Source organism: Variovorax boronicumulans (assembly GCF_040544675.1).
Taxonomy (GTDB): Bacteria; Pseudomonadota; Gammaproteobacteria; order Burkholderiales; family Burkholderiaceae_C; genus Variovorax; species Variovorax boronicumulans_D.
Window position 1 is genome coordinate 209,876 of sequence record NZ_JBEPKK010000008.1, and the last position, 22,878, is coordinate 232,753.

The 22,878-nt window shown below is 67.1% G+C and carries 27 protein-coding genes and 1 pseudogene; 11 read left to right on the top strand and 17 right to left on the bottom strand.

The window, feature by feature from the left end:
• Positions 1-235 precede the first annotated feature (235 nt).
• The gene (gene orn, locus ABIC90_RS16360) at positions 236-832 is read right to left on the bottom strand and encodes an oligoribonuclease (RefSeq protein ID WP_354355693.1); all 597 of its coding nucleotides are present in this window, start codon (positions 830-832) and stop codon (positions 236-238) included.
• Positions 833-990: 158 nt separating this feature from the next.
• On the opposite strand from orn, the gene ABIC90_RS16365 reads away from it, so the two are divergent.
• From ABIC90_RS16365 to rsgA, 3 genes are read left to right on the top strand one after another with little or no spacing between them, the layout of a single operon-like run.
• Positions 991-2,256 carry a M48 family metallopeptidase gene (locus ABIC90_RS16365; RefSeq protein WP_354355695.1) on the top strand — a complete coding sequence of 422 codons (1,266 nt, stop codon included), beginning with the start codon at positions 991-993 and terminating at the stop codon, positions 2,254-2,256.
• Between the two features lie 31 nt (positions 2,257-2,287).
• Entirely contained in the window at positions 2,288-2,638 is a 351-nt protein-coding gene (locus ABIC90_RS16370) for a 4a-hydroxytetrahydrobiopterin dehydratase (RefSeq protein ID WP_354355697.1), read from the top strand.
• Positions 2,639-2,650: 12 nt separating this feature from the next.
• Complete coding sequence (rsgA, locus tag ABIC90_RS16375; protein ID WP_354355699.1) at positions 2,651-3,610, top strand: ribosome small subunit-dependent GTPase A; 960 nt, start codon at positions 2,651-2,653, stop codon at positions 3,608-3,610.
• Positions 3,611-3,635: 25 nt separating this feature from the next.
• On the opposite strand, the gene ABIC90_RS16380 is transcribed toward rsgA, so the two are convergent.
• The 8 genes from ABIC90_RS16380 to rpsP all read right to left on the bottom strand — a co-directional run bounded on the left by ABIC90_RS16380 (position 3,636) and on the right by rpsP (position 9,785).
• The gene (locus ABIC90_RS16380; protein ID WP_354355701.1) at positions 3,636-4,661 is read right to left on the bottom strand and encodes a hypothetical protein; all 1,026 of its coding nucleotides are present in this window, start codon (positions 4,659-4,661) and stop codon (positions 3,636-3,638) included.
• A gap of 14 nt (positions 4,662-4,675) precedes the next feature.
• Positions 4,676-5,767, bottom strand: coding sequence for a histidinol-phosphate transaminase (gene hisC / locus ABIC90_RS16385; RefSeq protein ID WP_354355703.1), 1,092 nt, complete (start codon positions 5,765-5,767; stop codon positions 4,676-4,678).
• 22 nt (positions 5,768-5,789) lie between these two features.
• Positions 5,790-6,791 carry a CobD/CbiB family protein gene (locus ABIC90_RS16390; RefSeq protein ID WP_354355705.1) on the bottom strand — a complete coding sequence of 334 codons (1,002 nt, stop codon included), beginning with the start codon at positions 6,789-6,791 and terminating at the stop codon, positions 5,790-5,792.
• Positions 6,792-6,821: 30 nt separating this feature from the next.
• Positions 6,822-7,562, bottom strand: a complete 741-nt coding sequence (locus tag ABIC90_RS16395) for a CoA pyrophosphatase (RefSeq protein WP_436318218.1) — start codon at positions 7,560-7,562, stop codon at positions 6,822-6,824.
• A 124-nt stretch (positions 7,563-7,686) separates the two neighbouring features.
• Entirely contained in the window at positions 7,687-8,070 is a 384-nt protein-coding gene (rplS, locus tag ABIC90_RS16400) for a 50S ribosomal protein L19 (RefSeq protein ID WP_354355707.1), read from the bottom strand.
• Positions 8,071-8,190: 120 nt separating this feature from the next.
• Complete coding sequence (trmD, locus tag ABIC90_RS16405) at positions 8,191-8,937, bottom strand: tRNA (guanosine(37)-N1)-methyltransferase TrmD (RefSeq protein WP_354355709.1); 747 nt, start codon at positions 8,935-8,937, stop codon at positions 8,191-8,193.
• Between the two features lie 15 nt (positions 8,938-8,952).
• Entirely contained in the window at positions 8,953-9,507 is a 555-nt protein-coding gene (gene rimM, locus ABIC90_RS16410; protein ID WP_354355711.1) for a ribosome maturation factor RimM, read from the bottom strand.
• Between the two features lie 14 nt (positions 9,508-9,521).
• Positions 9,522-9,785: a 30S ribosomal protein S16 gene (rpsP, locus tag ABIC90_RS16415; RefSeq protein WP_028248676.1), complete on the bottom strand. Its 264-nt coding sequence runs from the start codon at positions 9,783-9,785 to the stop codon at positions 9,522-9,524.
• Between the two features lie 224 nt (positions 9,786-10,009).
• Here rpsP and ABIC90_RS16420 point away from each other — a divergent pair, with 224 nt between their 5' ends.
• Together ABIC90_RS16420 and ABIC90_RS16425 are read left to right on the top strand one after the other, a co-directional pair.
• Positions 10,010-10,534, top strand: a complete 525-nt coding sequence (locus ABIC90_RS16420; RefSeq protein ID WP_354355714.1) for a GNAT family N-acetyltransferase — start codon at positions 10,010-10,012, stop codon at positions 10,532-10,534.
• A complete protein-coding gene (locus ABIC90_RS16425; RefSeq protein WP_354355716.1) occupies positions 10,531-10,977 on the top strand; it encodes a hypothetical protein in 447 nt (148 codons plus the stop codon). The genes ABIC90_RS16420 and ABIC90_RS16425 overlap by 4 nt, the downstream gene beginning before the upstream one ends.
• Before the next feature lie 3 nt (positions 10,978-10,980).
• Here the strand turns inward: ABIC90_RS16425 and ABIC90_RS16430 are convergent, their stop codons facing one another.
• The 5 genes from ABIC90_RS16430 to hda form a co-directional block, all read right to left on the bottom strand.
• A complete protein-coding gene (locus ABIC90_RS16430) occupies positions 10,981-11,991 on the bottom strand; it encodes an inorganic phosphate transporter (protein ID WP_354355718.1) in 1,011 nt (336 codons plus the stop codon).
• 14 nt (positions 11,992-12,005) lie between these two features.
• A complete protein-coding gene (locus ABIC90_RS16435) occupies positions 12,006-12,653 on the bottom strand; it encodes a DUF47 domain-containing protein (protein ID WP_354355720.1) in 648 nt (215 codons plus the stop codon).
• A gap of 140 nt (positions 12,654-12,793) precedes the next feature.
• Positions 12,794-13,471, bottom strand: a complete 678-nt coding sequence (gene folK, locus ABIC90_RS16440) for a 2-amino-4-hydroxy-6-hydroxymethyldihydropteridine diphosphokinase (protein WP_354355722.1) — start codon at positions 13,469-13,471, stop codon at positions 12,794-12,796.
• Positions 13,468-15,090, bottom strand: coding sequence for a polynucleotide adenylyltransferase PcnB (pcnB, locus tag ABIC90_RS16445; protein WP_354355724.1), 1,623 nt, complete (start codon positions 15,088-15,090; stop codon positions 13,468-13,470). Before pcnB ends, folK begins: the two co-directional genes overlap by 4 nt.
• Before the next feature lie 18 nt (positions 15,091-15,108).
• Positions 15,109-15,798: a DnaA regulatory inactivator Hda gene (gene hda, locus ABIC90_RS16450; protein ID WP_354355726.1), complete on the bottom strand. Its 690-nt coding sequence runs from the start codon at positions 15,796-15,798 to the stop codon at positions 15,109-15,111.
• A gap of 154 nt (positions 15,799-15,952) precedes the next feature.
• Between hda and purM the strand changes: the two genes are divergently transcribed.
• The 5 genes from purM (at position 15,953) to ABIC90_RS16475 (ending at position 20,414) form a co-directional block, all read left to right on the top strand.
• Entirely contained in the window at positions 15,953-17,002 is a 1,050-nt protein-coding gene (gene purM, locus ABIC90_RS16455; protein ID WP_354355728.1) for a phosphoribosylformylglycinamidine cyclo-ligase, read from the top strand.
• A 34-nt stretch (positions 17,003-17,036) separates the two neighbouring features.
• Positions 17,037-18,104, top strand: coding sequence for an AI-2E family transporter (locus ABIC90_RS16460; protein WP_354355730.1), 1,068 nt, complete (start codon positions 17,037-17,039; stop codon positions 18,102-18,104).
• A 114-nt stretch (positions 18,105-18,218) separates the two neighbouring features.
• Positions 18,219-18,785: an isochorismatase family protein gene (locus ABIC90_RS16465; RefSeq protein ID WP_354355732.1), complete on the top strand. Its 567-nt coding sequence runs from the start codon at positions 18,219-18,221 to the stop codon at positions 18,783-18,785.
• Positions 18,786-18,816: 31 nt separating this feature from the next.
• Entirely contained in the window at positions 18,817-19,449 is a 633-nt protein-coding gene (locus tag ABIC90_RS16470; protein ID WP_354355799.1) for a DJ-1/PfpI family protein, read from the top strand.
• Positions 19,410-20,414 carry a GlxA family transcriptional regulator gene (locus ABIC90_RS16475; RefSeq protein ID WP_354355734.1) on the top strand — a complete coding sequence of 335 codons (1,005 nt, stop codon included), beginning with the start codon at positions 19,410-19,412 and terminating at the stop codon, positions 20,412-20,414. Before ABIC90_RS16470 ends, ABIC90_RS16475 begins: the two co-directional genes overlap by 40 nt.
• 4 nt (positions 20,415-20,418) lie before the next feature.
• On the opposite strand, the gene ABIC90_RS16480 is transcribed toward ABIC90_RS16475, so the two are convergent.
• Complete coding sequence (locus ABIC90_RS16480; protein ID WP_354355801.1) at positions 20,419-21,648, bottom strand: RNA polymerase sigma factor; 1,230 nt, start codon at positions 21,646-21,648, stop codon at positions 20,419-20,421.
• An 89-nt stretch (positions 21,649-21,737) separates the two neighbouring features.
• On the opposite strand from ABIC90_RS16480, the pseudogene ABIC90_RS16485 reads away from it, so the two are divergent.
• Positions 21,738-22,061: pseudogene (locus ABIC90_RS16485) on the top strand (formylglycine-generating enzyme family protein); the annotation flags it as partial.
• Here the strand turns inward: ABIC90_RS16485 and ABIC90_RS16490 are convergent.
• Together ABIC90_RS16490 and ABIC90_RS16495 are read right to left on the bottom strand one after the other, a co-directional pair.
• Entirely contained in the window at positions 21,964-22,380 is a 417-nt protein-coding gene (locus ABIC90_RS16490; protein ID WP_354355736.1) for a YciI family protein, read from the bottom strand. The pseudogene ABIC90_RS16485 and the gene ABIC90_RS16490 sit on opposite strands and share 98 nt — an antisense overlap.
• Positions 22,381-22,407: 27 nt before the next feature.
• The gene (locus ABIC90_RS16495) at positions 22,408-22,836 is read right to left on the bottom strand and encodes a YciI family protein (RefSeq protein ID WP_354355738.1); all 429 of its coding nucleotides are present in this window, start codon (positions 22,834-22,836) and stop codon (positions 22,408-22,410) included.
• Between the last annotated feature and the right edge of the window lie 42 nt (positions 22,837-22,878).

Here is a 22,878-nt window from a genome sequence, read left to right on the forward strand (position 1 = left end):
ACGCGAGCGCTGCCGTAGGCGGCGCCCCGTTGGTGGTTAAAAACATCAACCATCCAACGACATTCAGCTTCTGGCTAACGCCTGAGGCTGTGGCCCTTTTTGATCAGCAATTGCGATCGGGCGCGGTGTGCAAGATAGGGAGATGCAAGAGACGCTGATCTGTGTCCTGTGACATTGTCAGATCATCGAAGCCTGCGATTATGGCACGGCTTCGGGTTTTTACCTAACTTCTTTCTCAATCGGTCAGGCGCAGGAAGGTTTCGCGGTAGTGGGCGAGTTCTTCGATGGACTCGTGCACATCGGCCAGCGCCGTGTGCGCCTGCTGCTTCTTGAAAGCGCTGTAGGCCGAAGGCTTCCAGCGCTTGGCCAGTTCCTTGAGGGTGCTGACGTCGAGGTTGCGGTAGTGAAAGTACGCTTCGAGCTTGGGCATGAACTTGACCAGGAAGCGCCGGTCCTGCCCGATGGTGTTGCCGCACATCGGCGAGCCGCTTCGGGGAATGTACTTGGCGATGAACTCCAGCAGTTGCTGCTCGGCCGCGGCTTCATCCAGCGTGGACGCTTTCACCTTGTCGATCAGGCCGCTGCGGCCGTGTGTGCCCTTGTTCCAGGCGTCCATGGCATCGAGCACGGCGTCGCTCTGGTGGATGACGAGCACGGGGCCGTCGATGCGGGGCGTAAGGTCGGGGCCGGTGACGACCACGGCGATTTCGAGCAGGCGCTCTTTTTCGGGGTCGAGGCCGCTCATCTCGCAGTCCAGCCAGACCAGATTTTGGTCGCTTTTCTTCAGGGTGGGCACGGCTGCGGGGGGCGTCGGGTCAAGGGATTCGGGCATCGCGGGATTGTCGTCGAAGGCCCGCGCCTCCAGAAACACCGAGGAACCGGCTTTGCCGGGCCTCCGGTGTTGCCCCCGGCAGGGGGTTGGAGAAGCGACACGAAGTGCGCGCAGCCTGGGGGCGAGCCTGGATTGCCGGGGACTAAACTCGCCGCTCCATGTCCTATTCGCTCATCTTCACCATCGCCTTCGCGGCCGCGCTCGTCGCAGGCCTGCTCGTGAAGTTCTGGCTGGCTTCGCGGCAGGTGCGCCATGTGGCGCAGCACCGTGGCACCGTGCCCGAAGCCTTCGCGCAGACCATCACGCTCTCGGCCCACCAGAAGGCGGCCGACTACACGGTGGCCAAGGCACGCTTCGGGTTGGTCGAGATGGCCTGGAGCGCCGCCCTGCTGTTGGGCTGGACCTTGCTCGGCGGGCTCGACATCCTGAACAAGCTCCTGCTGGTGTGGCTGGGCGGCGGCATGGTGCAGCAACTCGTGCTGCTGGCTGCCTTCGCAGCGATCGGCGGGCTGCTCGAACTGCCGTTCACGCTGTGGCAGACGTTCAGGCTCGAAGAGCGATTCGGGTTCAACAAGATGACCTGGAAGCTCTGGCTGGCAGACACCGTCAAGTCCACGTTGATCGGCGCGCTGATCGGCCTGCCGATTGCCGCCCTCATCCTGTGGCTCATGGGCGCGGCCGGCACGCTGTGGTGGCTCTGGGCATGGGCGGCATGGATGGGCTTCAACCTGCTGTTGATGCTGATCTACCCGACCTTCATCGCCCCCCTGTTCAACAAGTTCAAGCCGCTCGACGACCCCATGCTCAAGGCGCGCGTCACGGCGCTGATGCAACGCTGCGGATTTGCGGCCAAGGGCCTGTTCGTGATGGACGGCAGCACCCGCAGCGCGCACGCGAATGCGTACTTCACCGGCTTCGGCGCCAGCAAGCGCGTGGTGTTCTATGACACGCTGCTGCGCCAGCTCAATGCCGGCGAAGTGGAAGCCGTGCTCGCCCACGAGCTCGGCCACTTCAAGCATCGCCACATCGTCAAGCGCCTGGTCGCGATGTTCGCGCTGAGCCTGGCCGGCTTTGCGCTGCTGGGCTGGGTGTCGACCCAGGTCTGGTTCTACACGGGCCTGGGCGTGCAGCCCAACCTGTCGCCGGCCGCCCCCAACAGCGCACTCGCATTGCTGCTGTTCATGCTCGCGGTGCCGGTGTTCGGCTTCTTCGTGGCACCGCTTCCGGCGCGCCTGTCGCGCAAGCATGAGTTCGAGGCCGATGCCTACGCCGTGGCGCAGACCAGCGGCGCCGATCTCTCCGCGGCCCTGCTCAAGCTCTACCAGGACAATGCTTCGACGCTCACGCCCGACCCGGTGTTCGTCAAGTTCTACTACTCCCACCCGCCGGCATCCGAGCGCCTTGCGCGCATGACCGCGGCCTGACCCTCGACCACCTTTTCATTCGAAGACCCTCATGAGCAGCATGTTCAAACCCAAGGACTGGAAGAACCTCCCTCCCCGCCAGGCACTGAGTGCCACCGAGATAGTCTCCGGCCTCGCCAAGCTCGACGGCTGGAAGCTCACCGGCGACGGCGCCGATGTCGCCATCGAAAAAACTTTCACCTTCGCGAACTACTTCGAGACCATCGCCTTCGTGAATGCGTTGGCACTTGTGGCGCACACGCAGGACCACCACCCCGACCTGTCGGTGCACTACAACCGCTGCGTGGTTCGCTTCAACACGCACGATGTGCACGGCCTCTCGGTCACCGATTTCGATTGCGCGCGACAAGCCGACGCACTCGTGGCGAGCCCCGCCCCGTGAGGAAGCCTGCCTGTGGCTAAGCCCGGCCGCGCCGCCACCACACCCGGCGCCCACAACCTCGGGAAGGCGCTGCACGACGGTCTGGTCGTTGCCAGCCACGGGCGTCACTGCCTTGTCGAGACACCGATGGGAGAGCGGCTGATCTGCCACCCGCGCGGCAAGAAGAGCCAGGCCGTGGTCGGCGACCGCGTGCGCTGGCAGGCCACCGAAGACGAAGGCACCATCGAAGAAGTGCTGCCGCGGCGCAACCTCTTCTACCGGCAGGACGAAATCCGCACCAAGTCTTTTGCGGCAAATCTCGACCACGTGCTGATCCTGATCGCGGCCGAGCCGGAGTTCTCCGAGCATCAACTGGCGCGTGCGCTGATTGCGGCCGAGGCCCAACGCATCACGCCGATCATCGCGCTCAACAAGAGCGACCTGGTCGAACCCTTCGAGCGCGCCTGGGCCAAGCTGGCCCCGTATCGGCGCATGCACCACGGCGTGCTGCCGCTTTCGCTCAGGGCATCGGGCGAGGCGGATTACGCGTCGCTGATGAAACTGCTGTCCGGCAAGTCCACCCTCGTGCTCGGCCCTTCCGGCTCGGGCAAGAGCACGCTCACCAATCTGCTGGTGCCGGGCGCGACCGTGCTGACCCAGGAGATTTCGCAGGCGCTGAATTCAGGAAAGCACACGACCACCAGCACCACCTGGTACTGGATCGATGAAGCCCGCACCACCGGCCTGATCGATTCGCCCGGCTTCCAGGAATTCGGCCTGAACCACATCGAGCCAATGCAGCTTGCCGGCTTGATGCCCGACATCGCCGAGCACACCGGCGACTGCAAGTTCTACAACTGCACGCACCTGCACGAACCGGGCTGCGGCGTGCTCTCGAATGTAGAGACGCCGACGCATCCGGGGCCGATCAGCGCATCGCGCCACAAGATCTACGGCGAACTGTTCGCCGAGCTGAGCCAGACGCGCTACTGATGCACGGGAGCGCGGCAGCCGGTGCTCAGGTCAGCCAGGTGCGGTACGACTTCCAGCTCGGATCGAAGACAAGGCCGAGGGTCACGGGCAAATCGGACTCCGCCTGCACCGATTGCGCATGCGCAATGGCAGTCTCCGGATCGGCCACCTGGAAGTGGACGGTTCGAACGCCCTCCTCCAGCACCACGTGCGTGCAGCAGCCCTCCCCGTGCGTCTGCAGCAGGCTGGAGAGCCGGTCCTCGTAGACGCGGGCTTCGTCCAGCTCTTCACCTGATTCGACGGGAATCGAGGCCGAAAGCCGATGCCCCAGGTCCGCACGTCCGAGCAGCGCATTCGCGGCATCGTTGCGCATGACGACCGCCTCGACCTCATGGCCGTCCTGGGACGTACGCGTGGCGGTCAAGCCCGACCAGTCGTGCTCGCCAACGGGGAACACGCCGGTGTGGCCCAGGTCCCCACGCCAGCACGCATCGAAAAGATGCACGAAGTCATCGAGCGGCACGCCTTCGAAACCGGCCTGCGCATCGGGCGCCACATGGTCGACAGGTCCAACCTTCACCGCGAAGTCGTATTCGCCCAGGATGTGGTCGAGCATGATCAGGCTCATCTGACGCGCGTGGTCCCGCATGTCCATCGGAATGGGCTTGGCAAAGCCGATTTCCAGCGCCACCAGCCCCCTGTGGGGTTCGTGCTTCACGAGAACGTCCGAACAGGCAAGCTCGAAATTGTTCATGCGCATGCTGAAGCCGTCGCGCATGCGCTGCCTAAAGGCCTCCACCTTGATCTGGGGCAACGCCGGCGCGCTTTGCGCCAGCGCCATGAGGTCCTCGAACTCGTCTTTGGCGCCGTGTGCCGTCAGCACCAGCGTGAAAGCTGGCGGATCACCCATCACCTCGACGGCCAGATTCGGGAAGAAGGGCTGCAGCAGCTCGTTCAGCGCATTCACCAGCTCATGGCCGGCCAAAGGGCGCAAGCTCTCGATGCGGTCGCTCAAGGCTTGCCAGAAGGATGCGCGCGCCTCGGCTCGCGGATCGGTGTGAATGGTCGACATCGAGAAGACTTGCCTCAAGGGCCCAGGTTGAGAATCTCCTGCAAGCGCTGCACGAGCACGCTGCATTGCTCCCGCGTGCCGATGCTGATGCGCAGGTACTGCGCAATGCGCGGCTGCCTGAAATGCCGCACCAGCACCGCGCGCTCGCGCAACAGCGCGGCCAGTTCGGCCGCATCGCGTCGCGGGTGGCGCGCGAACACGAAGTTGGCTTGCGACGGCAACACCTCGAAGCCCAGGTCTTCGAGCTGCAGGTGCAGCCCTTCGCGGGTGTCGACGATCTTGTCGCGTGTGGTCTTGAACCACGCCTCGTCTTCCAGCGCCGCCACCGCACCCGCCGTGGCGAGACGGTCGAGCGGATAGGAATTGAAGCTGTCCTTGACGCGCACCAGCGCGTCGATCAGGTGCTGCTGGCCGCAAGCGAAACCCACACGCAGCCCCGCCATCGAGCGCGACTTGGAGAGGGTCTGCACAACGAGCAGGTTCGGATACTTTTCGATCAGCGGCAGCGCGCTTTGGCCGCCGAAATCGACGTAGGCCTCGTCCACCAGCACCACGCGGTCGGGACAAGCGGCGAGCAGCACTTCGACCTGCGACAGCGGCAGTCCGATGCCGGTGGGCGCGTTGGGGTTCGCGATGACGATGCCTGCGCACCCGCTGCGCGCCCGCGCGGCCATGGCCTGGACGTCGATGCGCAGGCCTTCGTCGACCGGCTGCAGTTCGCAATCGATGCCGTAGAGCTGGGCATAGACCTTGTAAAAGCTGTAGCTCACATCGGGCATCAGCAGCGGCTGGGACTGCTGGAAGAAGGCGAAGAAGGCATGCGCCAGCACTTCGTCCGACCCGTTGCCCGCGAACACCTGGTCGGCCTTCAGGCCATGCCGCTCGGCAACCGCTTCGCGCAGCGCGAGCGACGTTGGATCGGGATAGCGCTCCAGTCCGTTCACAGCCGCCTGCTGGATCGCATCGACCGCGAGCGGCGACGGTGGATAAGGGTTCTCGTTGGTGTTGAGCTTGACCAAATTGGCGATGCGCGGCTGCTCGCCGGGCACGTAGGGCTCGAGCGCACCGATGCGCGGGCTCCAGAAGGACGGCACTGCGGCGGTCATCGCACTCGGTTCAGCCGGTCGCTCAGCCCAGCAGGCGCGCAAGCGTCAGCAAGGCCAGCAGCACCATCCACATCACGACCGAGCGCCAGACCAAGCCGACCACGCTGCGCAGATGAGCAGGCTCGGGTTCGCGTCCCGGCGTGCTGCCGCTGTCGGCAGGGCGGCCATCGGCCAGCGACTCGCCGGCCTGGGCGCGCGGCAATGGATCGGAGATGGGAATGGGGCTCAGCGCGCCGCCACCCAGGCGCACATTGACCGCGCCGGACGTGGCTGCAAGGATCACGCCGTCGTTCTCGTTCGGGAAGCGTCGTGCATCGTTGCGCCAGCAGTCGATGGCCTCCTCGAAGCTCCCGACCACCGCGAAGCCCAGCGCGGTGATGCGGGCGGGCAGCCAGTCGATGCCGTGCCAGGCGCTCCGGGCGGCCTGCTGCACCGAGACGCTCGAAGGCTGCACAGCGGCGCCGTTCTTGTGGGCCCAATAGCGGGCGACGAACTCGCTCATGCGATAGAACACCGCACCCGCCGGCCCCAGGCCGATGGCGGCAAGCACCGAGAACCAGGCCAGCACGCCGAACACATGGCGGTGCGCGGCAATGACCGAATGCTCGATGACATGGCGCACGATCTCGCTGCGCTTGAGATCGGCGGCATCGACGCCCTGCCAATGCGCGAGCAACGAGCGCGCGAGCGGCTCGTCGCCCTCGTCGAGCGCATCGCGGATGTCGGTGAAGTGATGGCTGAACTGCCGGAACCCCAGCGTGACGTAGAGCACCGCGATGCTCCAGAGCACCGCAAACGGGAGTCCGAGCGTGAGCACCAGCAGCCAGTGCACGCCAAGCGCCACCAGCGTGGGCAGAAAAACCGCGAGCCCCCAGGCGATCCATCCGTGATGGGGTTTGCCTGCGTCGAAGTTTCGGCTGGTCCAGCGGGTCCACCCGAGAACAGCGGCGTACACAGGGTTATGAGGACCCAACGGCCTCACTTGCTCGATCAGCAACGCGCACAGGATGGCAAAGAAGCTCATCCTTCGATGATAGCGAGGGCGCCTGAAGCTTCAGGCGCTCAGGAAGCGGTAAAGATTGCGCAGCATGCCGGCCGTGGCACCCCAGACGAAGCGCTCGTCGGGGCCGTCCTGGTAGGGCATGGAGTACCACTGGCGCCGGGTGCCGTCGGGCGCGGGCACGGTGTGGTGCCGGTGGTTGGCCGGGTCCATCAGCCACGCGAGCGGCACCTCGAAGGCGTCGGCCACCTCGTGGGGATTGATGGTGAGTTCGAAGTCGGGCTGCACCAGCGCGACCACCGGCGTCACGATGAAGGAGGTGACCGTCGTGTAGGTCGGCAGGTTGCCGAGCACTTCGATGTATTGCGCCGAGAGGCCGACTTCTTCCCAGGCCTCGCGCAAGGCGGCGGCTGCAATGTTGGCGTCTTCGGGGTCTACGCGGCCCCCCGGGAACGCGACCTGGCCCGAGTGCGTCGACAAATGCGCGGTGCGCTCGGTCAGGAGCACGGTCGCACCCTGCGGGCGCTGCACGATCGTCACCAGCACGGCGGCTTGCGCGGGTGCGCGGTCGGTCATGCGCGGCTCCAGGCGCAACTCGGGCGTCCAGTCGGGCGGTGACGCGAATCGCGCTCGCAGTGCCTGCGCCGTCAGTTGCTCGGCAGCGACAGCCTGCAACCCGTCACTCCCGACCACGAACGGCGCGTTGCGCGGGTCGAACTGCATCAACGTGGGCGGCACCACGGCATTGACGGGTTCGACGGAATCGGCCTGCAGGAGAGTGGGTGAAGTGGTCAAGAGCTGAAAGGTACCGGAGCCAGGTTGAACGAGTAGAGCGGAAAAATCAAAAGTTGTCTTCGAGCTGCGGCAACAACGCAAAAAGCCGCCAGAGCGGCGGCTTTTTGCACTGCAGGACGGCGGCTTACTTGGCGGCCGATGCTGCGTTCGACTTGCCGGGCAGCTTTTCTTTGATGCGTGCCGAGCGGCCGCTGCGTTCGCGCAGGTAGTACAGCTTGGCGCGGCGCACATCGCCACGACGCTTGACTTCGATGCCGGCGATCAGCGGGCTGTAGGTTTGGAACGTACGCTCCACGCCTTCGCCGCTGGAGATCTTGCGCACGGTGAAGCCGCTGTTGAGGCCGCGATTGCGCTTGGCGATCACGACGCCTTCGTAGGCCTGCACGCGCTTGCGGGTGCCTTCAACGACGTTCACGCTGACGATGACCGTGTCACCGGGCATGAAATCGGGGATCTTCTTGCCGAGGCGGGCGATTTCTTCCTGCTCGAGGGTTTCGATGAGGTTCATGATTTCCTGATGTTCGATCGTGTCGGGCTACACAAAAGGCGCCGTTGGTGTTTGTTGGCATTTGCACCGCACGGTGCAAAAGGCCAGGCGCGGCCGGGCAGAGGATCGGGGAGCCCGAGATTATAGCTTTTTTTTCAGCACGGCCTCATCGGCCTTGTCCAGCCGACCGGCGGCGCGGGCCGCGGCGATCAATTCAGGGCGGCGAGCAGCCGTGATGGCCAGGCGCTGGTCGCGGCGCCAACGCTCGATCTGCGCATGGTGGCCCGAGAGCAAGGGCGCCGGAACGCCCTGCCCGCTCCATTGCTCAGGCCGGGTGTAGTGCGGGCAGTCGAGCAGGCCGTCGAGTGAGGGATTGAAGCTGTCCTGCACATGGCTGGCTTCGTCGCCGAGCACGCCCGGCTGCAGGCGAGCGACGGCGTCGAGCAGCGCCATCGCCGCAATCTCGCCGCCGGAGAGCACGAAATCGCCGAGGCTGATCTGATGGGTGACGCGCAAGTCGATGAAGCGCTGGTCGACGCCTTCATAGCGGCCGCACACCAGCACCGCGCCTTCGCTGGCCGACCAGCGCTCGACCGCTTCGTGGCGCAGTGGCTCGCCGATGGGCGAAAACAGCACGACCGGCGCATCCGCCCCGCGAGCGGCCAGCGCCGCATCGAGGCACGCCGTGAGCGGCTCGGCCATCATCACCATGCCGGGGCCGCCGCCAAATGGGCGGTCGTCCACACGCTTGTAATTGCCCTGCGCGAAATCGCGGGGATTCCAGAGCACCACTTCGACCTGATTGGATTCGTAGGCGCGGCGCGTCACGCCGCTGGCCATGAAAGGCGCGAACAGTTCGGGAAAGAGCGTGAGGACGTCGAAGCGCATGCGCGCGAGGCCCCGTCAGAAATCAGGTTGCCAGTCGACCGTGATGAGACGGCCGGCCAGATCGACCTTGTCCACGAAGACGGAGACGAAAGGCACCATGCGCTCGACGGTCTTGCCGTCTTCTTCGGCGGTGAGCACCAGCGTGGTCTGCGGGCCGGTGGCCAGCAGCTCGCGCACTGCGCCGAGCGTCACGCCTTCGCGGTTGACCACCGACAGGCCGATCAGGTCGACCCAGTAGTACTCATCGTCGCCGGCGGTGGGGAAACTGGAGCGCGGCACGAAAACGCGCGCGCCACGCAAGGCCTCGGCGGCGTTGCGGTCTGGCACGTCTTCGGACGATGCGACGACCCAGTCGGAATGTTCTTTGGCTTCGCGGATCGCGAGCCGGAAGGCGGCGTTCGCAGCAGCTCCGGGAGCCTGCAGGAACCAGCGCTTGGAAGAAAAAAGCGCCTCGGGTTGGGCGCTGTGGGGCAGGACCTTGAACCAGCCCTTGATGCCCCATGCATCGACGATGCGGCCTACCTCGATCGCGTCCGCCGGCAATGCGGCGGCTTCGAGTGCGGGCAACATCGCCGTGTCGGCGCTTAGGCTGCCGCCTTGGGGGCTGCGGCTGCAGCTTGCTTGATCAGGCGAGTGACCGTGGGCGAGGCTTGCGCGCCAACGCTCTTCCAGTAGGTCAGGCGGTCCTGGGCGATGCGGATGCTTTCTTCGTTTTCCTTGGCGGTCGGGTTGTAGAAACCCAGGCGCTCGATGAAGCGACCATCGCGGCGAACGCGCTTGTCCGACACGACGATGTTGAAGAACGGACGGCCTTTGGAGCCGCCGCGGGAGAGTCGAATGACGACCATGATTTATCCTTGGGTGGTGCAACAAGCCCCATCTCTAGATTTTCTAGCTGAGAAGGCTCGGTCACAATGTTCTTCCAGCGTCGAGACACGCGACATGGCCACCCGGCCAGCGACACGCTGAAAAGCCTGCGATTATAGCCCGCTGCGCGTTTCCTCCGAGTTTTCGGCGCCGCGCCGTCTTTTTACGACCCCTTTCCGTCTCCTTTTCGTCGCTTTTCCACCGCATGCCCCTCACCATCCGTCCCAGCATCGATGACGACATCGCTGCCATCACCGCCATCTACGCCCACCACGTGCTGCACGGCACGGGCACTTTCGAGACCGAGGCGCCGTCCGCCGCCGACATGGCCGCGCGCCGTGCCGACGTGCTCGGCAAGAACCTGCCCTACCTGGTTGCCGAGCAAGACGGCGAGGTGCTGGGCTTTGCCTACTGCAACTGGTTCAAGCCGCGGCCGGCCTACCGTTTCTCTGCCGAAGACTCGATCTACATCTCCGAGGCCGCCTGCGGCAAGGGCCTCGGCGCCCAACTGCTGTCGGCGCTCTCCCAGGCCGCCGAAGCGGTCGGCGTGCGCAAACTGATTGCCGTGATCGGCGACTCGGCCAACGTCGGCTCCGTCGGCGTTCACCGCAGCCAGGGCTTCACGCATGTGGGCGTGCTCAAGGATTGCGGCTGGAAGTTCGGCGAATGGCGCGACGTGGTCCTGATGGAAAAAGTGCTCGGCGAAGGCAGCACCACCAAACCCGAATGAAAAACAAGACCACCGCCGCCTGGCTATCCTTCCTCGGCGGCCCTCTGGGGCTGCACCGCTTCTACCTGCGGGGCATGGGCGACTGGCTGGGCTGGCTGCTGCCCATTCCGACGGCGCTCGGCGTCTACGGCATCGAGCGGGTGCGCATGTACGGCGTGGACGACGGCCTGAGCTGGGCGTTGATCCCGCTGCTGGGCTTCACCATTGCGGGCTGCGCCCTGACGGCCATCGTCTATGGCCTCATGACGCCCGAGAAATGGAATGCCCGCTTCAACACCAGCGCGCCGGCGGATGCCAGGCCGGGCCAGACGAACTGGTTCACCATCGGCGCGGTCGTGATGTCGCTCTTTTTCGGCAGCACGATCCTGATGGCCAGCATCGTGTTCAGCTTCCAGCGCTACTTCGAGCACCAGATCGAAGAAGGCCGAAAGATCTCGCAGTAGCCGTCAGAACAGCTGCATGCTGAGCCAGTAGGCGATCGCAGCCACGAAGGCCGAGGCGGGGATCGTGAAGATCCACGCCCACACGATGTTCCCCGCCACGCCCCAGCGCACCGCGCTTGCACGCTGCGCGGAGCCCACGCCGACGATGGCGCCGGTGATGGTGTGGGTGGTCGACACCGGAATGCCCAGCGCTGTTGCCAGGAACAGCGTGAGCGCGCCGCCGGTTTCGGCGCAAAAGCCGCCCACGGGCTTCAACTTGGTGATCTTCTGACCCATCGTCTTGACGATGCGCCAGCCGCCGAACATGGTGCCCATGGCAATCGCGACATAGCAGCTCACGATGACCCAGGTCGGCGGCGTCGAATCGCTCGCCGAGGCATAGCCGGTCGCGATCAGCAGCATCCAGATGATGCCGATGGTCTTCTGCGCGTCGTTGCCGCCGTGGCCCAGGCTGTAGGCCCCGGCAGACACCAGCTGCATCCGCCGGAACCACCGGTCCACGCGCGACGGCGTGGCGCGCCGAAAGCCCCAGGCCACCGCGATCATCATCAGCGAGCCCAGGAAGAACCCGAGCAGCGGCGACACGAAGATGAAGGCCACCGTCTTCCAGATGCCCGAGGCCACCAGGCCGGTGGTGCCGGTCTTGGCAATCACCGCGCCCACGATGCCGCCGATCAACGCATGCGAGGAACTGCTCGGAATACCGTAGTACCAGGTGACCAGGTTCCAGCTGATGGCGCCGATGAGCGCGCCGAACACCACGTGCACATCCACCACGCCGGGATGGGCGATGCCCTTGCCCACGGTGGCCGCCACGCTCAGATGAAAGACGAAGATCGCGATCAGGTTGAAGAAGGCCGCGAACACCACCGCCTGTCCCGGCTTGAGCACCCCGGTGGAAACCACCGTCGCGATCGAATTGGCCGCGTCGTGGAACCCGTTCATGAAGTCGAACAGGATCGCAAGCACGACCAGCACTATCACCACCCAGAGGGCGACCTGAACCGTTGCCATCGGTTGCTACCCGCTCAGGAGTTCTCGAGGACGATGCCCTCGATCACGTTGGCCACGTCCTCGCACTTGTCGGTGATCGTCTCGAGCAGTTCGTAGATCGCCTTGAGCTTGATCACCTCGCGCACATCGGGCTCTTCGCGGAACAGCTTGCTCATGGCGCTGCGCATCACGCGGTCGGCATCCGATTCGAGGCGGTCGATTTCCTCGCAGGTCTTGAGCACCGCCTCGGCCACGGCCGGGTCGGCGATCTTGCCGAGGAACTTGACTGCGTCCTTCAGGCGATCGCAGCACTTCACGCTCAGGGCGGTGAGGCGCACGATCTCGTCGGTCATGTGGCGCACGTCGTACAGCGCCATGGTCTCGGCCGAGTCCTGGATCAGGTCGGCCACGTCGTCCATCGTGTTGATGAGCTTGTGGATCTGCTCGCGGTCGATGGGCGTGATGAAGGTCTTGTGGATCAGCCGGTTGACGTCGTGCGTCACGCGGTCGGCCGCGCGCTCTGCGTTGTCGACGTCGCGGTTGTATTGCTCCCGCAGGTGCACGTCGTTGTAGTTGGCAACGAGTTGCTCGAAAGCTCTGGCCGCCTCCACGATGCGCTCGGCGTGCTGGTTGAACATCTCGAAAAAATTGCCCTCGCGGGGCAGCAGCTTGCCGAACATCAAAACTCCTGGGATGCGCCAATCACACTTTGATGACGCCTTCGTGAAAAACCCGCGAAGTTTAACGGGCGCGCGGGCCCGATCCGGCCGGCCCGGCCTTGAAGGCGCCGAAGCCCCCTCCATCAAGCCGGCAGACGCAGCCTTCAGACGATGCGCTTGACCACCTGGCCGGTGACGCGCGCCAGCGCCGCGCGCGGCACCTTGTCGGGGGCGATTTCGGCGAGCGGCTTCAGCACGAAGGCGCGCTCGCGCATGCGGGGATGCGGCAGGGTGAGCGTGGGCGTGTCGACCACCGAATTGCCGTGCATCAGCAGGTCGAGATCGAGCGTGCGCGGCGCATTGGGAAACGGCCTTTCGCGGCCGGCCTGCGTTTCCAGGCGCTGCAACGCCACGAGGAACTGCTCGGCGTCCAGGCCGGTGCGCACGGCCACCACGGCGTTGACGAAATCAGGCCCCTCGGCATCCACCGGCTCACTGCGGTAGAGCGACGAACGGGCGGTCACCGTGGTGCGCTGCAACGCGCCGATGGCGGCCATGGCGGCCTTCACGGAGGCCTCGGCATCGCCCAGGTTGGCGCCGATGGCGACGAAGGCCTGCACGGTGGGGTAGTCCTCGCGCGGGCCGCGGGGGCGGCTCGTGGGGGCTCGGGCCGGGCCGCGGCGTGCGGGCGCTCCCCCGGGCGGGCCGCTCCTGGCGCCGCCCGGCGGCGGCCTGGCACCACCCGCGCGGGATGGAGAAGCCGGCTTGGCCTTGTCCCTCGGCTTGGGCGTGGGCTTGGCGGGGCTCCTCTTGCCGTCCTTCGGCTGGTCGGCGGTGCTCATGCGCCGTCGGCGTTGCCGCCGCCTTCACCGCCGGTGCGGGGCTTGCGGCGGCGCCTGCGCTTGCGCGGCGCGGCGGCTTCGCCGTCCGGCGGGACCGCGCCGGCCTCGACTTCGAGCTCGTCGTCCTGCGCCGAATCCTGGCCATCGGCCTCACCCAGGCGCTGCCGGCCCGCCGGCTCGCTGCGCGGCTTGGCCGGCGGTGGAGTCTCGCGCACCCGCACGCGCTGCCGGGTCTTCTGCTCGTCGCGCACCTGCTCCAGCAGGTCTTGCCGGCGCACATCGTCGGCGGTGCCGAATTCCTGCCACCACTCGGCAATCGCCTCGCTGACCTCGCCCACATCGGCGCGCAGGCGCATGAAATCGAAGGCGGCGCGGAAACGCGCCTGCTCGACCAGGCTGTAGGGCGTGGAGCCGGTGCGCTTGTCGAAGCGCGGCTGCATCATCCAGATCTCGCGCATGTCCGCAGCCAGCTTGCCGCGGCCCGAGACGTCGCCGATGCGCGAATTGAACACGTCGTCGATCGCATCCTGCAGCGCCGGGAACGGCGGCTGCGGGCGCTGGCCGTGGCGGCCTTCCTGGCGCTGGGCCCAGCCGTCGCGCACGTCGGCCCACAGCACGCAGGCCAGGAGGAAGCTGGGCGCCACGGGCTTGCCTTCGCCCACGCGGCGGTCGGTGTCCTGCAAGGCGGCCTGCACGAAGGGCTGGTCGGCGCGCTCGACCACCACGTCCAGCAGCGGATAAATGCCGGTGGCGAGCCCCAGCTTGCGCAGTTGCTCGATGGTCGCAATGGCATGGCCGGTCTGCAGCAGCTTGAGCATCTCGTCGAACATGCGGCTTTGCGGCACGTCGGCCAGGAGCTTGCTCGATTCGATCAGCGGCGCGGCGGTCTTGGCTTCCATCTTGAAGCCGAGGCCGGCAAGCTTGGCCGAGAAGCGGATCGCGCGAATGATGCGCACCGGGTCTTCGCGGTAGCGCGTGACCGGGTCGCCGATCATGCGCAGCGTGAGCTTCTGGGCGTCCTTGAAGCCGTTGTGATAGTCGACCACCACCTGGTTGGCCGGGTCGTAGTACATGGCGTTGACGGTGAAGTCGCGGCGCGCCGCGTCTTCTTCCTGGGGGCCCCAGACGTTGTCGCGCAGCACGCGGCCGCTGGCGTCCACCGCGTGCTTCATGCTTGCGAGCTCGCCCTTGCTGGTGCGCTCGTTGCCGGTCACCTGCTCGGCGGCGGCGCTGTCCATGTAGGCACGGAAGGTCGAGACCTCGATCACTTCATGCTCGCGGCCGCGGCCGTACACCACGTGCACGATGCGAAAGCGCCGGCCGATGATGAAGGCGCGGCGAAACAGCGACTTGACCTGCTCGGGCGTGGCGTTGGTGGCCACGTCGAAGTCCTTGGGCCGGAGGCCCAGCAGCAGGTCGCGCACCGCGCCGCCCACCACGTACGCCTCGTACCCCGCCTGCTGGAGCGTGGTGACCACGTTCCGCGCGCGTTCGTCGACCAGGGCCGGATCGATCTTGTGAACCTCCGCCGGCACCTCCCGGCGCTTGCCGAAGCGGCTCTTGCCCTGCGTGCCGCCGGCGTTCTTGCCCAGCAGCTTGTCGATGAAATTCTTGATCATTGGTTGTGAAAGCTCTTCTTATTCGTTTTCGAGCATGGATCGGATCAACGGGATGGTGATCGCGCGTTGCGTCTGGAGGGCGTAGCCGTCAAGCTGGGTGAGCAATTCCATGAGGCTGCCCAGGTCGCGGCTGAAGCGGTGCAGCACGTAGTCGAGCACGTCGTCGGACAGCATCACGCCGCGTGCGTCGGCCGCCTGGCGCAGCACCGCGCGGCGTTCGCTCTCGCTCAGGACCTGCAAATGGAACACGTGGCCCCAGCCCAGCCGGGTGCGAAGGTCTTCGCGCAGCGGCAGGTCGGCCGGCGGCAGGGCGCCGGCGGCGACCACGCCGCGCTGCAGCGTCTGGGCGTTGACGAACCAGTTGAAGGCCGCGTGCTGCTGCACCGCGGTGTAGAGGTGCACGTCGTCGAGCAGCACGGCACCCCAGCGCTCGTCGAACTCGGGCGGCTCGAGGACGCCGGCATGCAGCCAGCCCACGCTGGCGCCCTGCTCGCGCAGTGCGACACGCACCGATTCGAGCAGATGGGTCTTGCCACTGGCGCCTTCGCCCCACAGGTAGGTCGGCACCGGCGAGTGCAGCGCGGTGCTGTTGCCGGCGCTGCCCACCCACACTTGCAGGTGGCGCAGCGCCGCCTCGTTGGGGCCGGCAAAAAAGGCGTCGAAGCTGGGGCCCGTCGCAATGCCGATATCGAGCGCGAGCTGTTTCATCCCGGGAAGGTTCATGGAGGGGGCCGCTGGGGCCCTTAAAATCAACAGGAATTCTATCGGCCCGGCCGCTTCGGTTGCCGGCGCCTCCACCGCCTGGGCGCCTGACGGCCCGTTCTTCGCTTCTTCTTCGCTCTTTCTTCGCTTTCGCACACCCATGACCTCCCCCACGCCCACCCCGCTCAGCTACAAGGATGCAGGCGTCGACATCGATGCCGGCGACGCCCTGGTCGACCGCATCAAGCCGCTGGCGAAAAAGACCATGCGCGAAGGCGTGCTGGCCGGCATCGGCGGTTTCGGCGCGCTGTTCGAGGTGCCCAAGCGCTACAAGGAGCCGGTGCTGGTGAGCGGCACCGACGGCGTGGGCACCAAGCTCAAGCTGGCTTTCGAATGGAACATGCACGACACCGTCGGCATCGACCTGGTGGCCATGAGCGTCAACGACGTGCTGGTGCAGGGCGCCGAACCCCTCTTCTTCCTGGACTACTTCGCCTGCGGCAAGCTGGACGTGGAAACCGCCGCCGCCGTCATCAGCGGCATCGCCCGCGGCTGTGAAATCTCCGGCTGCGCGCTCATCGGCGGCGAAACCGCAGAAATGCCCGGCATGTACCCGGCCGGCGAATACGACCTGGCGGGCTTTGCGGTCGGCGCGGTCGAAAAGTCGAAGATCCTCACCGGCCAGAACGTCAAGCCCGGCGACGTGGTGCTGGGCCTGGCCTCGGCCGGCGTGCATTCCAACGGATTCAGCCTGGTGCGCAAGGTGATCGAACGCGCCCAGCAAGGCGGGGCCGACCTGCCCGCCACGCTGGACGGCAAGCCCTTCCGCGAAGCCGTGATGGCGCCCACCCACCTCTATGTGAAGCCGGTGCTCGAAGCCCTGGGCAAGCACCCGATCAAGGCGCTGGCCCACATCACCGGCGGCGGCCTGCTCGAAAACATTCCGCGCGTGCTGCCCGAGGGCACCGCCGCCCACCTGAAAAAGGGCAGCTGGCCGCAGACCGAGCTCTTTGCCTGGCTGCAGAAGGTTGCCGGCATCGACGACATCGAGATGAACCGCACCTTCAACAACGGCATCGGCATGGTGGTGGTCATCGATGCGGCAGAGGCCGCCGCCTGCGCCGCCACGCTGCGCGCAGCGGGCGAATCGGTGCATGAGATCGGCGTGATCGCCGAACGCGGCGACGGCGCGGCCGTGGTCGTCGGCTGACCGCCCTCCCCCCAAGCAAAGCACGCGACACAGGATGGCCAAGCCGCTGCCCACCGCCCCCGTGACCGTCCGACCCCAGCCCGCCTCCCGCAATGTGGTGCTGGCCAGCTACCTGCTGATGCCCGCCGCGCTGATGCTGGTGATGTGGCAGCACCTGCTGCCGGGCCTGCTGTGCGTGTGCATCGGTTTCCTCGCCACGCGCTGGTTCGCCCGGCTGCTGGAGCGCCTTCTGTCTCGCCCCCGGTTCCTTCGCGGCCGCGCCCGCGGATTGGCGGGCGTGCTGGCGTTCACGCTCGTGCTGGTCGGACCGATCGCGCTGCTGACCATCGGGCTGTCGCAGGCGCGCGAGTACATCATCGACGCGCCCGACCAGTACCGCGAGCTGCTCGACTACACCGCCCGCACCGTGCTGGAACTGCGGCTCAAGCTGCCGCACGACATTGCCGTGTTCCTGCCCGAGGGCGCGGCCGAGGTGCAGCGCGTGGTGGCCAACTACCTGCGGGCTCAGGCCGGCTCGCTGGCCATGGCGGGCCGCGCCTGGCTGGGCGCGCTGCTGTTCGCCTACGTGGGGCTGATCGTCGGCGGGCTGGCCGCCATCGCCCCGGCGCCGGTCCAGCGCCGGCCGCTGGCCGATCAGCTGCACCGGCGCGTGACCATCTTCGGCGAGGCCTTCGGCCAGATCGTGGCGGCCCAGTTCTGGATTGCCGCGTTCAACACGCTCCTGACCGCCATCTTCCTGCTGTTCCTGATGCCGCTGTGGGGCCTGGAGCTGCCCTATACGCCGGCACTCATCACCCTGACCTTCGTGGCCGGACTGGTGCCGATCGTGGGCAACCTGGTCTGCAACTCGGTGATCACGCTGGTGGCGCTGTCGGTGTCGCCGGTCACCGCGCTGGCCTGCCTGATGTTCCTCATCCTCATCCACAAGGCCGAGTACGTGATCAACGCCAAGGTGGTCGGCAGCCGGACCAAGATGAGCGTGTGGGAGCTGCTGGCGGTGATGTTCGTGGCCGAGGCGGTGTTCGGGCCGGCGGGGCTGGTGGCGGCGCCGCTGTTCTACGCGTACCTGAAAAAAGAACTGCAGGCGGCGGCACTGGTCTAGGGCCCGATGTCCTGATCTGATCGGTTCTGGTCCGCTTCGGCACGGACCGCAAGGCTGGCGGCGCTCAAGAATACGCGGCATCATCCACTCCGCCTCCGGGCGCCAGCCACCGCCATGAAAACCTGTCTGATTGTGATCGACGCCCAGGAATCGTTTCGCCAGCGCGCGTACTGGAACGAAAGCGTCGCGGCGCCCTACTTCACCGCCCAGAACGCGCTGATCGAAGGCGCCGTCGCGGCCGGCCTGCCCATCGTGCGGGTCTTCCATGTCGATGCGCCCAGCGACGCGAGCAACCCGTTTGCCGTCGAATCGGGCCACGTCCATCCCATCGAGGGGCTCGCGCCGTTCGAGGCCGCGGCCACCTTCACCAAGCACCGCCACAGCGCGCTCGTCAACAGCGGGCTGGACGTGTGGCTCACCGAAAACGGCATCGGCCGGCTGATCGTGAGCGGCATCCGCACCGAACAGTGCTGCGAAACCACCACGCGCCACGCGTCCGACCTGGGCTGGCAGGTCGACTACGTGACCGACGCCACCCTGACCTTCGACATGGTGCAGCCGGACGGTCGCCCGCTGTCGGCCGCCGACATCAAGGCGCGCACGGCGGCCGTGCTGGACGGGCGCTTCGCCACCGTCTGCAGCGTGGCGCAGGCGCTCGAACGCGCAGGCGCGGCGGCATGAGCGCCGCGCCAAGGGTGCACCAGTGAGCACGCTGTTGCTGCGCGTGCTGATCCTGGCCTACGACGGCGTCGAGGCGCTGGACTTCGCAGGCCCCTTCGAGGTGTTCACCACCGCGAGCCGAGTCAGCCAGCGCATGCAGCCGGGCACGCCGGCGCCGTTCGAGGTCGCGTCGGTCGCGCTCGCGCCAGCCGGCCAACCCGTGCAGGCGCGCGCCGGCCTGCGATTGCTGGCCGACCGCACCATCGCAAGCAACCCGGTGGCCGATGTGCTGATCGTTCCCGGCGGCGTGGTCGATGCCCCGATGGCCAGCAACGCCACGCTGCGCTGGATCGCCGAATGCGCTGCCGGCGCGCAGCTCGTCGCCTCGGTCTGCACCGGCGTCTTTCTGCTCGCAAAAAGCGGCGTGGTCACGCGCGAAGCCGTCACCACGCATTGGGAAGACATCGCCGACCTGCGCGAACAGTTCCCGGCACTGGACGTGCGCGACGACGTGCGCTGGGTCGACAGCGGCCGCATCGTCAGCTCGGCAGGCATCAGCGCGGGCATCGACATGAGCCTGCACCTGGTCGAGCGGCTCGCGGGAACGGCGCTGGCCGAGCGCACCGCCCGCCAGATGGACTACGCATGGACCCGCAACAGCAGCCCCAGCACCCCATCCGCGTAGTCTTCGTGCTGCTGCCCGGCAGCCTGGTGCTCGACTGGGCCGGGCCCGCCGAAGCGCTGCGCATCGCCAACCAGCGGCTGCTCGCATCGGGCCAGCCCGAGCGCTTCGTGATCGAGTTCGCGAGCCCGCGGCCGACCTCCGCCGCGTCGGTCGGCATCACCCTCGCCGGGCTCGCGCCGCTGCCCACGCAATGGAACGGCCCGGCCTGGGTGGTGCTCGTCGGCCTGGCCGGCCACACCATCGCCATCGACAACCCCGAAACGCAGGACCTGCTGCACTGGCTGCGCGGCCAGCGCTTCGAGCGCGGACACGTCGAGCTGGTGACCATCTGCGCCGGTGCGGTGCTCGCGGCGCATGCCGGTGCGCTGGCGGGACGTCGCGCCACCACGCACCACCATCACCTGGAAGAGCTGCGCGCGGTGGAGCCGCGCTGCGACGTGGTGAGCAACCGCGTGTTCGTGGTCGACCCGCCGCTCTACAGCAGCGCGGGCGTCACCACCGGCATCGACCTGGTGCTGCACCGCATCGCCCAGACATGCGGCGAAGCGCTCGCGGCGCAGGTCGCGCAGACCATGGTGGTGGCCCTGCGGCGCGGCCCGCACGACCCGGAGCTGTCGCCCTTTCTGGCCTATCGCAACCATTTGCATGCGGCGCTGCACCGTGTGCAGGACGCCGTGAGCGAGCAGCCGCAGGCCGACTGGAGCGTGCCGCGCATGGCCGACGTGGCCCACACCTCGGCGCGGCATCTCACGCGGCTCTTCGTCGAGCACGCGGGCGTGGCGCCGCTGGCCTACCTGCGGCGGCTGCGGCTGGCGGCCGCGCAGCTGGCGCTGGCCTCGGGCGCGAGCGTCACGCGGGCCGCGGAGCTGTCGGGCTTCGGCTCCGACACGCAACTGCGCCGCGCGTGGCATCAGTTCGGCTTGCCGGGCTCGCCGTCCGAGGCGAGCGCGCCGCTGAAAGCCTGAAGGCTCAGGCCGCACAGGCCTTCGCGCGCGCCAGCAGCAACGCCTGCTCGCGCGTGTTGCGCGTGAGCCCGGCGGCGCGCCGGAATTCCTTTTGCGCTTCGTCGCGCCGGCCGAGCTTGAAGAGCAGGTCGCCGCGCACCGTCGGCAGCAGGTGGTAGCCCTGCAGCGCCGGCTCGTCCCCGAGCGCATCCACCACCTCCAGCCCCGCCGCCGGCCCGAACGCCATCGAAAGCGCGACCGCGCGGTTGAGCTCGACGATGGGCGACGGCGACAGCGCGGCCAGCGCGTCGTAGAGCGCGGCGATGCGCGGCCAGTCGGTTTCTTCCGCGGTGCGCGCACGGCCGTGGCAAGCGGCAATGGCGGCCTGGAGCGCATACGGGCCGAGCGCACCGCCCAATGCTTCGGCGCGCGCCAGGCCGGCCAGGCCGCGGCGAATCAGCAACGGGTCCCAGCGCGCGCGGTTCTGGTCCAGCAGCAACACCGGCTCGCCCGATGCACCCACGCGCGCGGCTGTTCGCGAGGCCTGGATTTCCATCAACGCCACCAGGCCGTGCACCTCCGGCGCATTGGGCACCAGCTCGGCCACGATGCGGCCCAGGCGCATGGCTTCGTCGCAGAGCGCGGGGCGCATCCAGTCGTCGCCGGCGGTGGCCGAATAGCCTTCGTTGAAGATCAGGTAGAGCACCTCCAGCACCGAGGCCAGCCGCGCCTGGAGCTCGTGCCGGCGCGGCACCTCGAAAGGCACGCGCGCTTCGCGCAGGGTGCGCTTGGCGCGCACGATGCGCTGTGCCACGGTGGCTTCGGGCACGAGGAAGGCGCGGCCGATCTCGTCGGTCGTGAGGCCACCCATCAGCCGCAGGGTGAGCGCCGCGCGCGCCTCGGTCGAGAGCACCGGGTGGCAGGCGGTAAACACCAGCCGCAGCAGGTCGTCGCCGATGTCGTCGTCCAGCGCCGCATCGACCGCTTCAATGAAGTCGGCCTGCGCCATCTCGTGCCGAGCGTCGAGTTCGCGGCCGATCTCGGGCGCCTTGCGGTCGGCCAGCTGGCCGTGGCGCAGGCGGTCGAGCGCCCGGTGCTTGGCCACCTGCGTGAGCCAGGCGGCGGGGTTGTCGGGCACGCCGGCATCGGGCCATTGTTCGAGGGCGGCAACCAGCGCATCTTGCGCCAGCTCTTCGGCCAGGCCCACGTCGCGCACCATGCGGGCGACGGTGGCGATGATCCGGGCCGACTCCATGCGCCAGACGGCGTCGATGGCGCGGTGGATGGCCGACGGGTGTCCGGTGCTCACTCGATGGCGCCTTCGCCGCCGGCTGGCATGCACCGAACGCCTGGGAGTGGGTGGCCGATGGGCATGGCGACGAATACTACGCGCGCTCGCCGCGGGACGACCCGCAGGGCCCCGCCGACGGCACGGTGCGTGTGCGCCGCGGCGGTTCCTGGCACACATGGCCCTTCTACGCACGGTCTTCCTACCGCAACTGGAACGCGCCGGACACGCGCTACACGCTGGTGGGGATGCGGCTGGCGCGGGAAGACCAGGAGGCCTTGCCTACTTCTTCACCGTCTGCATCGACGGGAAACTCTCGGCCACGGCCTGCAGGTCGGATGGAAAATCTTCCAGCTCCTGGATCTGCCGTACCTCGATGACCTCGTTCTCGCCGCCCGGGCAGCGCGTGGCCCATTCGATGGCCTCGGCGCGCGAGGCGACCTCGATGACCCAGTAGCCGCCGAGCACTTCCTTGACCTCGGCGAACGGACCGTCGACCACCTTGGGCTTCTTGCCCGCAAAGCTCACGCGGACGCCCATCGAGGGCGGATGCAGGCCGTCGCAGCTGATCAGCACGCCGGCTTTCTGCAGGGATTCGTTGTAGGCCATCATGGCCGTCATCGCCTCGAGGTCTTCAGGCATCGTGCCAGGCGCGGCGGTTTCGTAGCCGTGGGGAATCATCAGCATCATGAATCGCATGGTGTTTTCTCCTTGAGCGCGCGGGGGTCAGCGGCCGGTCTTGCCTTGCTGCTCGGCCTCGGCCCGCAGGCGGTTTTCCTGCGCCAGCAATTCGGGCGTCATCGCGTCGCCGAAGTCGGCGGCCTCGAACACCTGGCGGATCTCGATCTCGCCTTCCTGGAAGGGGCTGCGCTTGATCCACTCGATGGCTTCTTCCTTCGACTTGACCTGCAGCAGCCAGAAGCCGGCAAGCAGTTCCTTGGTTTCGGCGAAAGGGCCGTCGATGACGGTGCGCTTGGGGCCTTCGAACCGCACGCGCGCGCCCCTGGAACTCGGATGCAGCCCTTCGCCAGCCAGCAGCACGCCGGCCTTGACCAGTTCTTCGTTGAATTTGCCCATCTCGGTGAGCAGTTCGGTGCTGGGCATCACGCCGGCTTCGGAATCCTTGCTGGCCTTGACCAGAATCATGAATCGCATGTGCTTTCTCCTGAAGATTGATGAAGTCGGGAGCGGCTGGAT

What these genes read in the sequence shown, in the direction of transcription:
- orn (WP_354355693.1), bottom strand. Translation starts at nt 832, where the DNA reads ATGCCCGAATCCCTTGACCCGACGCCCCCCGCAGCCGTGCCCACCCTG.
- ABIC90_RS16365 (WP_354355695.1), top strand. Translation starts at nt 991, where the DNA reads ATGTCCTATTCGCTCATCTTCACCATCGCCTTCGCGGCCGCGCTCGTC.
- ABIC90_RS16370 (WP_354355697.1), top strand. Translation starts at nt 2,288, where the DNA reads ATGAGCAGCATGTTCAAACCCAAGGACTGGAAGAACCTCCCTCCCCGC.
- ABIC90_RS16380 (WP_354355701.1), bottom strand. Translation starts at nt 4,661, where the DNA reads ATGTCGACCATTCACACCGATCCGCGAGCCGAGGCGCGCGCATCCTTC.
- hisC (WP_354355703.1), bottom strand. Translation starts at nt 5,767, where the DNA reads ATGACCGCCGCAGTGCCGTCCTTCTGGAGCCCGCGCATCGGTGCGCTC.
- ABIC90_RS16390 (WP_354355705.1), bottom strand. Translation starts at nt 6,791, where the DNA reads ATGAGCTTCTTTGCCATCCTGTGCGCGTTGCTGATCGAGCAAGTGAGG.
- rplS (WP_354355707.1), bottom strand. Translation starts at nt 8,070, where the DNA reads ATGAACCTCATCGAAACCCTCGAGCAGGAAGAAATCGCCCGCCTCGGC.
- trmD (WP_354355709.1), bottom strand. Translation starts at nt 8,937, where the DNA reads ATGCGCTTCGACGTCCTCACGCTCTTTCCCGAACTGTTCGCGCCTTTC.
- rimM (WP_354355711.1), bottom strand. Translation starts at nt 9,507, where the DNA reads ATGTTGCCCGCACTCGAAGCCGCCGCATTGCCGGCGGACGCGATCGAG.
- rpsP (WP_028248676.1), bottom strand. Translation starts at nt 9,785, where the DNA reads ATGGTCGTCATTCGACTCTCCCGCGGCGGCTCCAAAGGCCGTCCGTTC.
- ABIC90_RS16420 (WP_354355714.1), top strand. Translation starts at nt 10,010, where the DNA reads ATGCCCCTCACCATCCGTCCCAGCATCGATGACGACATCGCTGCCATC.
- ABIC90_RS16425 (WP_354355716.1), top strand. Translation starts at nt 10,531, where the DNA reads ATGAAAAACAAGACCACCGCCGCCTGGCTATCCTTCCTCGGCGGCCCT.
- ABIC90_RS16430 (WP_354355718.1), bottom strand. Translation starts at nt 11,991, where the DNA reads ATGGCAACGGTTCAGGTCGCCCTCTGGGTGGTGATAGTGCTGGTCGTG.
- folK (WP_354355722.1), bottom strand. Translation starts at nt 13,471, where the DNA reads ATGAGCACCGCCGACCAGCCGAAGGACGGCAAGAGGAGCCCCGCCAAG.
- pcnB (WP_354355724.1), bottom strand. Translation starts at nt 15,090, where the DNA reads ATGATCAAGAATTTCATCGACAAGCTGCTGGGCAAGAACGCCGGCGGC.
- hda (WP_354355726.1), bottom strand. Translation starts at nt 15,798, where the DNA reads ATGAAACAGCTCGCGCTCGATATCGGCATTGCGACGGGCCCCAGCTTC.
- purM (WP_354355728.1), top strand. Translation starts at nt 15,953, where the DNA reads ATGACCTCCCCCACGCCCACCCCGCTCAGCTACAAGGATGCAGGCGTC.
- ABIC90_RS16460 (WP_354355730.1), top strand. Translation starts at nt 17,037, where the DNA reads ATGGCCAAGCCGCTGCCCACCGCCCCCGTGACCGTCCGACCCCAGCCC.
- ABIC90_RS16465 (WP_354355732.1), top strand. Translation starts at nt 18,219, where the DNA reads ATGAAAACCTGTCTGATTGTGATCGACGCCCAGGAATCGTTTCGCCAG.
- ABIC90_RS16475 (WP_354355734.1), top strand. Translation starts at nt 19,410, where the DNA reads ATGGACCCGCAACAGCAGCCCCAGCACCCCATCCGCGTAGTCTTCGTG.
- ABIC90_RS16480 (WP_354355801.1), bottom strand. Translation starts at nt 21,648, where the DNA reads ATGGAGTCGGCCCGGATCATCGCCACCGTCGCCCGCATGGTGCGCGAC.
- ABIC90_RS16490 (WP_354355736.1), bottom strand. Translation starts at nt 22,380, where the DNA reads ATGCGATTCATGATGCTGATGATTCCCCACGGCTACGAAACCGCCGCG.
- ABIC90_RS16495 (WP_354355738.1), bottom strand. Translation starts at nt 22,836, where the DNA reads ATGCGATTCATGATTCTGGTCAAGGCCAGCAAGGATTCCGAAGCCGGC.